11 protein-coding genes and 1 pseudogene are annotated in these 13,433 nt (G+C 54.5%); 7 read left to right on the forward strand and 5 right to left on the reverse strand.

All coding sequences use genetic code 11. The features are described from left to right. Nucleotides 1-11: 11 nt before the first annotated feature. Nucleotides 12-1,247: a peptidase T gene (gene pepT / locus EA20_RS0117825; RefSeq protein ID WP_024968119.1), complete on the forward strand. Its 1,236-nt coding sequence runs from the start codon at nucleotides 12-14 to the stop codon at nucleotides 1,245-1,247. Nucleotides 1,248-1,321: 74 nt separating this feature from the next. Here pepT and EA20_RS0117830 read toward each other — a convergent pair whose 3' ends face one another. Together EA20_RS0117830 and EA20_RS0117835 are read right to left on the reverse strand one after the other, a co-directional pair. Beyond that, nucleotides 1,322-2,098: a transporter substrate-binding domain-containing protein gene (locus tag EA20_RS0117830; protein WP_024968120.1), complete on the reverse strand. Its 777-nt coding sequence runs from the start codon at nucleotides 2,096-2,098 to the stop codon at nucleotides 1,322-1,324. A gap of 23 nt (nucleotides 2,099-2,121) precedes the next feature. Beyond that, nucleotides 2,122-3,291 carry a methionine aminotransferase gene (locus EA20_RS0117835; protein WP_024968121.1) on the reverse strand — a complete coding sequence of 390 codons (1,170 nt, stop codon included), beginning with the start codon at nucleotides 3,289-3,291 and terminating at the stop codon, nucleotides 2,122-2,124. A gap of 118 nt (nucleotides 3,292-3,409) precedes the next feature. Here EA20_RS0117835 and EA20_RS0117840 point away from each other — a divergent pair, with 118 nt between their 5' ends. Next, on the forward strand, nucleotides 3,410-4,300 hold the full coding sequence (locus EA20_RS0117840) for a LysR substrate-binding domain-containing protein (protein ID WP_024968122.1): 891 nt from the start codon (nucleotides 3,410-3,412) through the stop codon (nucleotides 4,298-4,300). A 20-nt stretch (nucleotides 4,301-4,320) separates the two neighbouring features. Here the strand turns inward: EA20_RS0117840 and EA20_RS21195 are convergent. Then, a pseudogene (locus EA20_RS21195) lies at nucleotides 4,321-4,500 on the reverse strand (hypothetical protein); the annotation flags it as partial. A gap of 93 nt (nucleotides 4,501-4,593) precedes the next feature. Between EA20_RS21195 and EA20_RS21020 the strand changes: the two are divergent. The 5 genes from EA20_RS21020 to EA20_RS0117865 all read left to right on the forward strand — a co-directional run bounded on the left by EA20_RS21020 (nucleotide 4,594) and on the right by EA20_RS0117865 (nucleotide 9,376). Then, entirely contained in the window at nucleotides 4,594-4,809 is a 216-nt protein-coding gene (locus EA20_RS21020; protein WP_024968123.1) for a hypothetical protein, read from the forward strand. 203 nt (nucleotides 4,810-5,012) lie between these two features. Beyond that, nucleotides 5,013-7,274 carry a M23 family metallopeptidase gene (locus EA20_RS0117850; protein ID WP_024968124.1) on the forward strand — a complete coding sequence of 754 codons (2,262 nt, stop codon included), beginning with the start codon at nucleotides 5,013-5,015 and terminating at the stop codon, nucleotides 7,272-7,274. After that, nucleotides 7,274-7,930, forward strand: coding sequence for a hypothetical protein (locus EA20_RS0117855; protein WP_024968125.1), 657 nt, complete (start codon nucleotides 7,274-7,276; stop codon nucleotides 7,928-7,930). The genes EA20_RS0117850 and EA20_RS0117855 overlap by 1 nt, the downstream gene beginning before the upstream one ends. A 227-nt stretch (nucleotides 7,931-8,157) precedes the next feature. Then, nucleotides 8,158-8,808, forward strand: coding sequence for a hypothetical protein (locus EA20_RS0117860; protein WP_024968126.1), 651 nt, complete (start codon nucleotides 8,158-8,160; stop codon nucleotides 8,806-8,808). A 151-nt stretch (nucleotides 8,809-8,959) separates the two neighbouring features. After that, nucleotides 8,960-9,376 carry a hypothetical protein gene (locus tag EA20_RS0117865; protein WP_024968127.1) on the forward strand — a complete coding sequence of 139 codons (417 nt, stop codon included), beginning with the start codon at nucleotides 8,960-8,962 and terminating at the stop codon, nucleotides 9,374-9,376. 317 nt (nucleotides 9,377-9,693) lie between these two features. Here EA20_RS0117865 and EA20_RS0117870 read toward each other — a convergent pair whose 3' ends face one another. Continuing rightward, a complete protein-coding gene (locus tag EA20_RS0117870; RefSeq protein WP_024968128.1) occupies nucleotides 9,694-11,358 on the reverse strand; it encodes a methyl-accepting chemotaxis protein in 1,665 nt (554 codons plus the stop codon). Between the two features lie 228 nt (nucleotides 11,359-11,586). Beyond that, complete coding sequence (locus EA20_RS0117875) at nucleotides 11,587-13,119, reverse strand: carboxylesterase/lipase family protein (protein WP_024968129.1); 1,533 nt, start codon at nucleotides 13,117-13,119, stop codon at nucleotides 11,587-11,589. Nucleotides 13,120-13,433 lie beyond the last annotated feature (314 nt).

The raw sequence follows: 13,433 nt of genomic DNA on the forward strand, positions 1-13,433 counted from the left end.
AGGAAACCAGAATGAATCAGGCACTGGCTAATCAGCTGACTTCACGCTTCTTTCGCTATCTTTCCGTCACCAGCCAGAGCGATGCGACGGCCACCGAGCTTCCCAGTACGCCAGAACAACATGAGATGGCAAAGATGCTGGCTGACGAACTTCGCGCGCTGGGGTTACAGGATGTGGTGATTGATGACCATGCTACCGTTACGGCGGTCAAACCGGGCAACCGCCCCGGCGCACCGCGCATCGGCTTTATTACGCATATCGATACCGTGGATGTCGGACTATCACCCCATATCCACCCGCAAATTCTGCGCTACGAAGGCAGCGACCTCTGCCTTAACCGCGATAAAGATATCTGGCTGCGCACCGCTGAACATCCTGAAATTGCCGCCTATCCTGGCGAGGAGATTATTTTCAGCGACGGCACCAGCGTACTTGGCGCGGATAACAAGGCGGCGGTGACGGTAGTAATGACGTTGATGGAAAATTTAACCGACGAGATGCCGCATGGCGATATCGTGGTGGCCTTTGTGCCGGATGAAGAGATCGGCCTGCGCGGCGCCAAGGCGCTCGATCTGGAGACGCGTTTCAACGTCGATTTTGCCTGGACGATCGACTGCTGCGAGCTGGGTGAGGTTGTTTTTGAGAACTTCAATGCCGCAGCAGCAGAAATCACCTTCACCGGCGTGACCGCGCACCCGATGTCCGGTAAAGGCGTGCTGGTTAATCCGCTGCTGATGGCGCTGGACTATATCAGCCATTTCGATCGCCAGCAGACGCCCGAGCATACTGAAGGGCGTGAGGGCTACGTCTGGTTTAATGATATGGTCGCCAATGCCAGCGAAGCGAAAGTGAAAGCGTCCATTCGTGACTTCGACCTGGCGTCGTTTGAACAGCGTAAGCAGAAAATTGCCGAAGTGGCGGAAAAAATTGCCGCTCAGTATCCGACAGGCAACGTCAGCCACAGCATTACTGACACCTACAGCAATATCAGTAATGCGATCGGCGAGGATCGCCGGGCCATCGATCTGATCTTCAGTGCGATGGAAGCCCTGGATATTCCGCCTAAGGTCATCCCGATGCGCGGCGGCACGGACGGCGCCGCGCTTTCAGCAAAAGGAGTGCTGACGCCCAACTTCTTTACCGGCGCCCATAACTTTCACTCTAAGTTTGAGTTCCTGCCGGTCTCATCCTTTGTGAAATCCTATCTGGTAGCCGAGAAGCTCTGCCTTCTGGCGGCGGAAAAGTAAAAAGTAAAAAGTAAAAAAATGGACGCCTTCCGGCGTCCATTCATTCCTCTCTCTTCGTCGGGTTCCCGCTGCGGCTATTTCACGCTGACGTCGATACCGGGGAAGAATTTTGCCGCCAGGTTAGTGACGGTGCCATCCGCCTGAACTTTTGCGATGGCGGCATCCAGCGCCTGTTTCAGCCCGGCATCATCTTTACGCAGCCCGAAGCCGATCCCTACGCCAAGCACGCCTTCATCCTCAACGGGTCCACCGGCGAAGCTGTACGCTTTCCCCTGCGGCTTATCAAGGAAAGCGGACTGTCCGGCCGCAGACATCACCAGCGTGCCGTCGAGACGACCGGCAAGCATATCGTTATAGACCTGATTCTGATCCTGATAAGACGTCACGGTCACACCGCGCGTTTCCCAGTGTTTTTTAGCAAAGGTTTCCTGAATAGATCCCTGCAGCACGCCGATATTTTTGCCCTTCAGCGCGTCCGCATCCGGCTTCAGATTCTCCGCTTTTTTTGCGATAAGCTGGCTTGGGATACGGTAGATCGGCTGGGTAAACGCGATGCTTTTCATCCGTGCTTCGGTGATATTCATCGCCGAATTGATCGCATCAAACTTTTTCGCCATCAGTCCTGGGATCAGCGCGTCGAAACTGCTTTCCACCCAGCTACAGTCAAAGTTCCCTGCCTGACAGATGGCCTTGCCCAGCTCAATATCAAAGCCTTCAAGCTCACCGGCGGCGTTGCGGCTCTCAAACGGTGGATATTGTGACTCCAGACCATAGCGCAGCGTCCCATCAGCAAAGGCCGTCAGGGACGATACCAGACCAATAGCCACCAGCAGTGCGTTCAGTTTATTCATCAACATTCCCTCAGTTTTCGTTATCAGCGAGCCGTTACCCGGCAAAGCGCTGCCGCACCCGCCCGCAGCGTTGCCTCATCTTTGGCGAAAGAGAGGCGGATCAGTTTATTGTCAGTGCCATCCGTGTAGAACGCCGACAGCGGTATGGTGGCCACGCCGTAGTCGACAATCAGCCGTTTTACCATTTCGCTGTCCGCTTCGTCACTGAAATCCGCATAGCTTGCCAGCATAAAAAAGGAACCGGCAGACGGCAGCAGGCGAAACGGCGATGCGGCAAGCAGCGAGGCCAGCAAATCCCGCTTGTGCTGATAGAACGCCCCCAGACCGAGGTAATTTTCCGGCTGGCGCAGGTAACCGGCAAAGGCGACCTGCATCGGCGTGTCGGCGGAGTACATCATAAACTGATGATTTTTGACCACTTCATCCATGATGGCGGCTGGCGCAAGGCAGTAGCCGACCCGCCAGCCGGTGACGTGAAAGGTCTTGCCAAAGGACGAGACAATCACGCTGCGCTGCGCCAGCTCAGGGTGCGTCGCCATGCCATGATGCTGCCGGCCATCAAACAGGATGTGCTCATAGACTTCATCAGAAAGCACCACCATATCCGTATTGCGGGTAATTGCGGCCAGCCTTTCCAGATCCTCACGGCTCAGCACCTGCGCGCCCGGATTGTGTGGCGTATTGATAATAATCATCCGCGTGCGGGAGGTGATGGCAGCCTGCACTTCATCCCAGTCAATAGTGAATTCCGGCACCTTCAGCTTCAGACCGACCGGTGTCGCGCCCTGCAGACGGACAACGGGCGCGTAGCTGTCAAACGCGGGTTCGAAGAAAATCACTTCATCGCCAGGATGAACCAGAGCGGCAATCGCTGAATAAAGGCCCTGGCTGGCGCTGCCGGTGATCAGGATTTCGCTGGCGGCATCATACGCCTGCCCGTAAAGCGCGCTGACCTTGGCGGCCAGCGCCTCTTTCAGCGCTCCCAGCCCGGTCATCGGCGAGTACTGGTTAAGCCCCTGCTCCATTGCCCGCCTGACGCCCTCGATCAGTGCCGGATCGCAGGGAAAATTTGGCGCACCCTGCGACAGATTGATCGCGTTATGCTGCGCGGCCAGCTGACCGATAACCGAAAAAATCGTGGTGCCCACATCCGGGAGTTTAGGCCGTGGCTGGATGGAAGAGAGAAGAGTCATGCTGGCTCCGGTTGACGGAAAAAGTCGCAAAGGGTTATTCAACGTGAGCCTGCTTGAGCGAACAAGCGAATTGTGATCATAATAGCCATGACAAAAACTCATTGCTCAGAGATTACTGATGTCACGCCGCCCGCTGCCCTTTAATGCCGCCTATGCCTTTATCATCGCCGCACGACACCTGAACCTGACAAAGGCGGCTCAGGAACTCTGCATCACACAGGGCGCGGTAAGCCGCAAAATTGCCACCCTCGAAAGCTGGCTTGGTTTTCCACTGTTCGAACGTCATGCGCGCGGGCTGCATTTGACTCCCCGTGGTGCCAGTCTGCTTCCTGCCCTTAACAGCAGTTTTGAACAGATGATGCAGGCAACCGAACAGGCCAGCAATCCCCACGCGACGCTGCGCCTGAAAGCGCCAACCTGTGCGATGCGCTGGCTGGTCCCCCGGCTGGTGGCGCTCGAACAAACCCGGCCCGACTTGCACGTGTCGCTGACCACTACTGTTGATCACAGTCTGCATCTGGAAAATTATGATGCGGCGATTCTCTACGGCACGCTGCCGCCGGGAGGATATCGACTGTTTGCTGAGGAACTAACGCCGGTTATTGCTCCTGAACTGATTCTGTCGGGTCAGCTTACCAGTGAGGATCTGGCCGGGTTCACTTTTCTACATCCCACGGCAGATGGCCGCGACTGGATGCTGTGGCTGAACGCGCAAGGGATCAAACCCGTAATCAAACGTCATCAGCATTTCGATACGATGGATCTGGCGATCAGCGCCGCCGTACAGGGGTTTGGGATTACCGTGGCTGACGTTACCCTGATTGAAGCAGATCTGGCAGCCGGACGACTGATCGCCCCTTTTAGCGGTAAGGTGAAAACTGGCGCGGTATACAGTTTGATTCAACGTCCTTCACAGGGATCGTCCACGCAGCTGGCAGCGCTGGTGGACTGGTTATGTGACGCGGATCCCTCCTCCGCTGAAGCTGGCAAGGCTGAGGGAGAAAAATAGCCGTACCGGCAAAGCCTGAGTGAGGTGCGGTAAAAATCGAAGAACTCTCGCTGAATTGCTGGCGTGGCATCATCCAGTTTGTTTACGGTTCCGGGAAAATAAGCGATGTCGCCGCCCGTAAACCCGGCGAGGCGCTGATCTGTGGCGGATTTGATAAACGCCTGACGCTGTTCCGGCGTAACAGAGTGCTGCAGGCCATTAATGAGGAAATGGAGATGCTGATGGCTTTGTTGAGCGGTGGCGTTTGATGCGTTTACGTCTCTTCTCCTTTTGCTTCGCTGGCGCGGCGCTGTGTGAAGAGTCAGGAAAAGGCCACCCGCCTTAGCGGCAGATGGCCTCAGGATCAGAAGGAAACCCACTCGTCGCTGGCTGTCGCCGCCGGTTTTGCAGGCAAGGCTTTCGCTATCGGCGCTGAACGCCCCTTCGTTGCAGGTTTACTGACCGTCGCGCTTTCCGGCGCGAGACGGAAACGGGAAACGGAAAGCGTCAGTTCTTCAAGCGGACAATAAACCGGGTAAAGATGCTGGACCTACGCCAGGAAGGGCTGGGTGCAACAGAAATAGTCTGTTGACTGAATATCGCCCGTTTCACTGGTTATAAAATATCGGGTGAGGTAAAAACCTCACCGTTTTTGTCAGCGCGCAACGTTTGTTGAAATGAAATTGCGCTATTCTGCACTTTTATAATTCCACTCATCAGACAGGGAGTCAGCATGATAATCAGTCCACCGTTTGTCCGACCCCGGAACGCCGGAGAAAGTGATCCCTCATGGGTCAGCAGAATGATGCCCGTGGATATAAACCGGGATTTTCCGCTCAACCGGCACGTGTCATGGCACGGAGGGATGCATGTTCTCCACACCGACCGCCGCGAGGAAGGCTACGACCGTATTGAGTTTGTCCGCGCCATCGCCGACGGAGTTGTGGTCTCCTGTCGCGCGCCGTCCTCCACAGACCGCCGCGATGCCTTCCCGCTGAATTACAATGGCAGAACTGATGACGGCTATGTCCTGCTAAAGCATGAAACCGATATAGGGGAAAACTGCAGCGTCGTGTACTACTCCCTGTACATGCATCTCCGGGAGCGGCTGGACCCCGCCATCAGGGACGGCGCCAGAGTCTGGCGTAAGGACCGCATCGGGCAGAGTGGTACGGTGGATAACGTGAATGCCTTTCACTTTGAGGTATTCTGTGACAACGAAAACATGCTGAAACTGACCGGACGCACCACACCCGAACTCGATATCACCCGTGACGGCAGAACCGATACCCTATACGGCGATATCCATTTTTATCTGCCACCCGGTACACACTTTTATGAATCGGTGTCTGACGCGGCCTCACCGGACACGGACCGCTTGAATACAGTTCATATCACCATGGAACCACTCTTCGTCAGCATGACGTTCGGAAAAGGCGACTGCACGATGCTCACCCGCAGGCAGGACGCCATCACGGAGGCATGTTTCGACCCCGTGGGGGAGCCGCTGGTGAATGCAGATGCCAGTCCGGCAGACAATTCCATTACCGAAACATATCTGAAATATGAATACAATCTGTACCGGACAGCCAGACGCCTGTACCCGCAGAATCCGTCTGTCGGGTTCGAGCTGCTCCGTTTCGGGCGGGTCATCAGTACTGAACATGAAACCCTGACGCCCGCTGATGCCCCGCTGTGGCGTACCATCAGCTTCCCCGGCGGAACGGGCATGGTCAATCTGGCTTCCCCTGACATCAAAAAATTCAGCGATGCCGACTTCCCGCACTGGACGGGGTGGCGGATGGTGGACGATGACACGGACAACAACAGTCAGTGTAATTCCCCCCTTATCGCCGGATTACAGGATAGCGGGCATTTCAGCGAACTGAGCAGCCGTCTGGTCTGCCATTTTCCGCTGGAGTGGAATGCTGCCACCTTTGACCAGTGCTATGCCTGGCTCAGAACCGGCTCTGACGATGTTCCTGCCATGTCTGAAGAAGACTATGAACGGCTGAAAAGTCATGCCTCAGCGCTGTGCTTTGATACCGGCGAACACGGCACCGGTAGACTGTGGCATTTCCATCCGCAAACCTTCATCACCCATTTCCGCAAGTGTTGCTGGCTAAGCAAATCAGAACTGAAGCAACTTATTCCCCGGAACGCATTAAGAACGGCCGGGCGGAATGATTATCGCTGGGAGGCCATCAATAACTACCGGGACGGTGCCGGCAGCGTCCCGGACAATATCCGTACGCACCTGAACAGGGCAATGCAGAAATACCTGATTACCACCCCGCTGCGCATCGCCTGCTTCCTGGGGAACGGCATTCAGGAAACGGGCTGGCTGGGGTCGATGGAGGAAGGGTACCGCTATACGGAAACAGACCCGCGCACGCGTCAGGTCATCCGGCGCTACAACATCTGGTACTACCCTTGGTACGGGCGCGGTCTGTTACAGCTTACCAGCCCGGTGAACTACTTTGATTATTTCAGCTTCCGGGGACGAACCTGCCCTGAAAATATTAAAAACAGCCTGATAAATGAATACCGGCGCCTGTATTCACACCGGCCTCTTCGCTACACCGACAATCACCTGTCTGATACCGAAAACCACGTCCCTGAAAACATTATCCGCTGGCGAAATAACATCAGCAGCGATCTGTATGAGGCGGCCAGCAGCGCCGGGTTTTACTGGGTGGCAAGGGATATGGCCCCCTATGCGGATGCCGAACACGTGCTGGAGCGGTGCAGCGTCATCCCCCGGCGGAGCGGGATAAAGATTTACTACCGCAGCCTGGCCTTCTGGCGAGCCAGCGCCGCCGTTAACCTGCCAAACCAGGTCAGCAACACTGATTATCAGGGGCTGAATGGTTTTGAGACCCGCTGCTGTGTTTACGGTAGTGCAATAGCTGTCCTCACCGAGCAGAAATTCCCGAACAGCCATAACAACCCTGTCAACGAAAAACCAGAATCAGACCAGCTAAGGAGAGGCTGATGAAAAAATTATTACTGCTGATGGCAATCCCGTGTTTTACGTCCGGAAAAATAACGCCGGAAATAACCATTCCAGACAGCTTCAGTGAGTTGTCTTTCTACCAGCTAACATTACACAGAGGCAACTACCTAGCGAATACGGCTAGCTGCGAAATTGTTTCATTAAAACTATTCTACCCAGTAGAGCATAATAAATACCCGCCATCAGCATCCTGGCTTTGCCTGTTTCCTGTTGATGTCATCAATGACGGATATGGCCCAAACAGATCGCTTGCTGAAAAGGTCTACCTTGATAAAAAAACGAATCAGTGGAAAAAGAAAAAATATAACCGAAACAGAAAAGAAACTCGGCGTTCTCTGGATGTTTATGGCATCAAAAGCCTGAGCGAGTTACAGCCTCTGGTGCTGTTTAATATTCAGTCAGTCAATGCCCGTGGCTATGCGGTTATTGACAGCAATATTCCCCTGCAGGAAAAGCAGAAAGGAGTGAAGAAAAGGCTATCATTCTGCCTGATACAAAACCATAGCTATTCTGCTTTCTGTGGTTTTGGCTCAATGATTAATGTCGTCGACGGCAAAGAGGTTGATTTCACTCCCTATATGCTCAAATCTCTTGAGACCGTGGAAATGGGATTGCCAGAAAAGCCGATGAAATAATATGTTAGAAAGATTGGCTATCGCAGCCTGGCTTTCTGGCAGGTCAGCGCCGCCGTTAACCTGCCAAACCAGGTTAACAACACTGAATATCAGGGACTGCATGGTTTTGATACCCGCTACTGCGTCTACGGCAGCGCGATAGCCGTCCTCACCGAGCAGAAATTCCCGGACAGCCATAACAACCCGGTCAACGAAAAACCCGAATCAGACCAGCTAAGGAAAGGCTGATGAAAAAATTATTACTGCTCATGGCAATCCCATTTTTTTCCTCAGGAGAAATAACCCCCAAGGTTACTACTCCAGACAAATTCAGTGCTCTACCTTTTTACCAAAAAACATTACATCGATATGACTACCTGGCGGATACAGGCTGTGGAATTGTTTCATTAAAATTATTCTACCCAGCTGAGCATAATAAACATCCACCATCAGGTCCCAGCCCGTGGCTTTGTCTGTATGCTGTAGATGTCATCAGCAACGGATACGGACCGGGACAGGTCCTGCCTGAAAGGATCTACCTTGATAAAAAAACAGGAAGGTGGAAAAAGAAAAAGTACGCCCTGAGCAGGGAAAGTACACAACGTTCCCTTGAAGTTTATGGCATCAAAAGCCTGAGTGAGCTGCAGCCTCTGGATCTGTATAATATCCGGTCCGTCAATGCCCGTGGCTATGCGATAGTAAACCGCAATATTCCCCTGGAGGAAAAAAAGAAAGGGATGAAGAAAAAACTGTCATTCTGCCTGATACAAAACCAGAGCTATTCTGCTTTCTGCGGTTCAAGATCAATGGTCGACCTCGTCGACAGTAAGGAAGTCGATTTCACCCCCTATATGCTCAAATCTCTTGAGACCGTGGAAATGGGATTGCCAGAAAAGTAGATTTGATGAAATCTTTAACACAGCAGCATCGGTGATGCGAAATATCATTCGGGTAAAGCAGGGTGGAAGTCGTGCAGCATAAAACCAGCACAAAGATCGATGCCAGAATCGACCGGATTGCCGTGCTGCTGCGTTTGTCAGGAAAATACTGTTGCTAAGGCAATGTTCGGAAAGAGATCCGCGCACACGTCAGGTCATCCGGCGTTACAACATCTGGTACTACCCGTGGTACGGGCGCGGCCTGTTACAGCTTACCAGCCCGGTGAATTACTCTGATTACTTCAACTTCCGGGGACGAGCCTGCCCGGAAAATATCAGGAACACCCTGATAAATGAATATCATCGCCTGTATGCACACCGGACCATTCGCTACACCGACAATCACCTGTCTGATACCGAAAACCACACCCCGGAGAACATTATCCGGTGGAGGAATAACGTCAGCAGCGACCTCCATGAGGTGGCCAGCAGCGCCGGATTTTACTGGGTGGCAAGGGATATGGCCCCCTACGCCGACATCGAACATGTACTGGAGCGGTGCAGCGTTACCCCCGGCGGCGCGGGATAAAGATTTACTATCGCAGCCAGGCCTTCTGGCGGGCCAGCGCCGCCGTTATGACCCTGACCCTGTATGTGATCCATTCATAATCAGGAGTAACCGGCTTCATTCTGGCTGCATATTCTGGCAACCGGCAAAAATCGGGGCCTGGAGCTTAACAGTAAACACTATGCAAAGTCAGAAACTGGGTAAATGAGGAAATAATGGAGATGCTGATGGCGAGGCGTTTGATGCGTTTACGTCTCTTCTCCTTTTGCTTCGCTGGCGCGGCGCTGTGTGAAGAGTCAGGAAAAGGCCACCCGCCTTAGCGGCAGATGGCCTCAGGATCAGAAGGAAACCCACTCGTCGCTGGCTGTCGCCGCCGGTTTTGCAGGCAAGGCTTTCGCTATCGGCGCTGAACGCCCCTTCGTTGCAGGTTTACTGACCGTCGCGCTTTCCGGCGCGAGACGGAAACGGGAAACGGAAAGCGTCAGCTCTTGGGTCTGCCTTTCCAGCGAGCTGGCGGCGGCGGAGACCTGCTGCACCAGCGAGGCGTTCTGCTGGGTGACGCTGTCCATTTCGGTGATCGCCGTTCCGACCTGCGAAATGCCCTTGCTCTGCTCCTCAGAGGCAGAAGCGATCTGCTTCATGATTTCCGTCACTTCCGCGACTGATTTCATGATTTCATCCATCGTCGTGCCCGCTTCACCGACCAGGCGTGAACCGTTGTCCACCCGGCTTACCGAATCGGCAATCAGCGTTTCGATCTCTTTCGCCGCACTGGCGCTGCGCTGCGCCAGATTACGGACTTCGCTGGCGACCACGGCGAAGCCGCGTCCCTGCTCACCCGCACGCGCCGCTTCAACTGCCGCATTCAGCGCCAGAATATTGGTCTGGAATGCGATGCTGTTAATCACGCTGGTGATTTCAGCAATTTTCTTCGAGCTGCCGGAAATGCCCTGCATCGTCGTGACGACATCGCCGACCAGTTGGCCGCCTTTGCCGGCGGTTACCGAGGCGCTCTGCGCCAGTTCGCTGGCCAGACGGGCGTTGTCCGCGTTGAATTTCACCGTTGCGGTCAGCTCTTCCATACTTGCCGCCGTCTCTTCCAGCGCGGCCGCCTGCTGCTCGGTCCGGGAAGAGAGATCGTTATTTCCGGAAGAAATTTCCGCTGCGCCGCGATAGATGCTGTCTGTCCCGCTGCGGATAGCGCTGACGGCCTCGCGCAGGCTCTCCTGCATCGCGCGCAGCAACGGCACCAGTTTGCCGACGCAGTTACGGCCAATGTCTTCAATGGGCTGGCTCAGATCGCCATCGGCGATCTGACGGAAATGCCTGCGCATGCCTTCAAGCGGACGCACCAGCATGGTGACCAGATAGCGGTCGGTAAACAGCAGAATCAGCAGCCCGGCGATCACCGCCATCACAATGGTACTTTTGGTGATGCTGGTAAGATGATCAACGGTTACGCGCGTGATATCGAGTTTATCGCCTGCAGCCAGATTGAATTTTTCAACGCTGGCCCCGAAGGCACGGCTAAGCGCTGGCGTCACGTTGACGGCATGACGGCGGAAATCATCCAGGCTGGCCTGCTGGGCCAGACGCATTTGCGGTAAAACGCCCTCATCCAGCAGCTTCTGCCAGTTGTCGATGACCGTATTAGCGTAGTCAGGCGCAAGAGGACCTGGCGCTTCAGCCTTAAACGCCGCCAGCTGCTGCGCCATGCTGTCGAGCGCCTTCTGTACCGAGGCCATATCTGCGTCAGCCGTTGGGCTTCCCTCTTCACGGGACGCCACGGCACGGGTCAGCCGGGTGATAAAGCGAAAATATTGATCGTTGCCCTTACTCAGGGTAGTCATCTGGTTTACCAGCTGGCGATCCACCTCATTTCCCTCCGCGAGCGAATTGAGAGAGTAAACACTGTAGAGGCCGACGGCCGTCCACAGCAGGCAGAATACGCCCAGGATCCCCAGCATAACGCTGCGGATGGTAAAATTCTTTAACAGGTTCATAGCTGCTCCGTAACGGTTATAAGTTCGGGTCGAGATGTCCTTGAGTACGGACGCTTATATCCCGTTATCGGCACTGAAGAAGGAACCCTGAGCGCTGATATCGCTGCTTTTTTCCGTTACTACTTTATTACACTGAGATAAGTAATTGCTCTGGCAGCCTATTTAGGCGGAAGGCGGCCAGCAAAAATGTTAAAGAACGGTGTTAAAAAACATCATATTGTTAATCCGTTAACCTTCCAGCCGTACCATACTTTTCATCAGCAGCCGGAAAAGCTGGGTCCGGCGACGCATAAACCCTTTTTCCAGCGTTAATGACGCCTTTCCTTTCTCGCCAAAGCGCATAACGCGATCGTCGGATGGACGCCAGACCGGCCAGTCGGGTTCGCCGGTGATGTGATGCGAAAAAAGCGTCGCTTCACGGGCAAAGTTAAGCCAGTAGCCGCTGACTTTACTGGCAAATGCCCGGTCTTTTTCCGTAAATGGCCTTTCTGCCATCTGTTCACTGAGCGCATCGAGCGAGTTTAAAACGTAAGGAATTTCGTTGCCGTGCCAGGTGCCGTCAGGATAGCAATCCCTGGCGTTTTCGGAGACATAGTCGAAATAGTAACGCCAGGCCGGCACGCCGTTATTGTGCTGAGCCAGCGCCGCCACATAGCCCATCGTGGTAAAAGTGATATCCCTCGCCACCTGACGCCCTAACGCGTTATCGTCATAGACCCCGTCATAGAGACAGCGGATCATTTTCAGCCGCAGACCAATGCGCTGGGTCTGACGGATCCGGGCGATGACGCTGGCCGGATCGACGCCAAAATAGCTGAGCACGCTGGCTTCATCGCTGTTGCTGCCGATCATGAGCGGCAGCCGGTGCTGTTTACCGGAAGTGAAGACTTTCAGCATGGGTTCAGGGAGCACGCTGTCTCCGGCGATCGCCACCGGCCCATTGGCCATCTGAGGATCCAGGGGCCAGAACGCCTCCGCCGGCAGCGCCCGCAACTGGCTGGCCGTGGCATTGTCGAGACTGAAATGGCGGGCCAGCGCAATGCCCTTTTGCAGCGCTTTTTTGCGCGGTACGTCCGGCAATGTATAGGCGCTCTGCGCGATGCCTTTATGGAAAAGGCCGACAGAAAGCGGTGAGGCAAACAGGGAGAGAACGCTGCGCGCCCCCGAAGATTCACCCATCAGCGTCACGTTGTGCCGGTTGCCGCCGAAGGCCGCAATGTTACGCTGGATCCACTGCAGGGCAGCAATCTGATCCAGCAGCGCAAAATTGTTTACCACTTCACCTTCGGGATACTCTTTATCCAGCGCGGGATGGGCAAAAAAGCCCAGATGGCCGAGGCGATAATTCAGCGTCACCATTACCACACCACGGGAGGCCAGGGCGTGGCCGGCATAGGGCGTCAGCCCACCCGATCCGATGGTGAATCCGCCGCCGTGAAGCCAGACCATTACCGGTAGCGGCGTTGAGGGCGTGAGCTCCGGCGTCCAGACATTCAGATAGAGACAGTCTTCGCTGAAGGCGCCAGGATCGCCGCCACCGATAGCCACGCAGTAGTCGCGATTCTGCCAGCTTGCGCTGCCCCATTTCGTGGCATCCCGCTCTCCCTGCCAGGGATGGAGCGGCTTTGGCGCCCGCCAGCGAAGCGGCCCCACGGGCGGGGCGGCATAAGGAATGCCCTTAAAAACGAAAACCTCATCCTCAACGACGCCACGAAGTTCGCCCTCAGCAGTATGTGTCCTTATCATGCGATCGTTTTTCATCAGTTCTTCCACTCATAGTCTGCGAATCATTATTTGTAGCTGTGAGACGAAAGTCCAACGTCAGGATACATTTGCAGATTATGCTTAAAAAAAACTCACTAAACACGCTCAGTCTGAGCCATAAATCTTACAGGCTCCATAAGATTTGCTAAAAGAAATCATCATGTTCTGAATTTCTACGGCTGTTCGAAGAAGGATTACAGGGCTGAAAGGTCAAATAAAATTTGCTGATTTAGCGGACGGTAACAACCTCTGAAGTCTGATGACAAGAGCGGTGACGTGATGAACATGATGCGCAGCCATATGCATAGAAA

It is taken from the genome of Pantoea sp. IMH (assembly GCF_000599885.1).
GTDB lineage: Bacteria > Pseudomonadota > Gammaproteobacteria > Enterobacterales > Enterobacteriaceae > Erwinia.

Coding starts and splice junctions, on each gene's coding strand:
- EA20_RS0117835 (WP_024968121.1), bottom strand. CDS start 3,291: ATGACTCTTCTCTCTTCCATCCAGCCACGGCCTAAACTCCCGGATGTG.
- EA20_RS0117855 (WP_024968125.1), top strand. CDS start 7,274: ATGAAAAAATTATTACTGCTGATGGCAATCCCGTGTTTTACGTCCGGA.
- EA20_RS0117830 (WP_024968120.1), bottom strand. CDS start 2,098: ATGAATAAACTGAACGCACTGCTGGTGGCTATTGGTCTGGTATCGTCC.
- pepT (WP_024968119.1), top strand. CDS start 12: ATGAATCAGGCACTGGCTAATCAGCTGACTTCACGCTTCTTTCGCTAT.
- EA20_RS0117860 (WP_024968126.1), top strand. CDS start 8,158: ATGAAAAAATTATTACTGCTCATGGCAATCCCATTTTTTTCCTCAGGA.
- EA20_RS0117875 (WP_024968129.1), bottom strand. CDS start 13,119: ATGAAAAACGATCGCATGATAAGGACACATACTGCTGAGGGCGAACTT.
- EA20_RS0117870 (WP_024968128.1), bottom strand. CDS start 11,358: ATGAACCTGTTAAAGAATTTTACCATCCGCAGCGTTATGCTGGGGATC.
- EA20_RS0117840 (WP_024968122.1), top strand. CDS start 3,410: ATGTCACGCCGCCCGCTGCCCTTTAATGCCGCCTATGCCTTTATCATC.
- EA20_RS0117850 (WP_024968124.1), top strand. CDS start 5,013: ATGATAATCAGTCCACCGTTTGTCCGACCCCGGAACGCCGGAGAAAGT.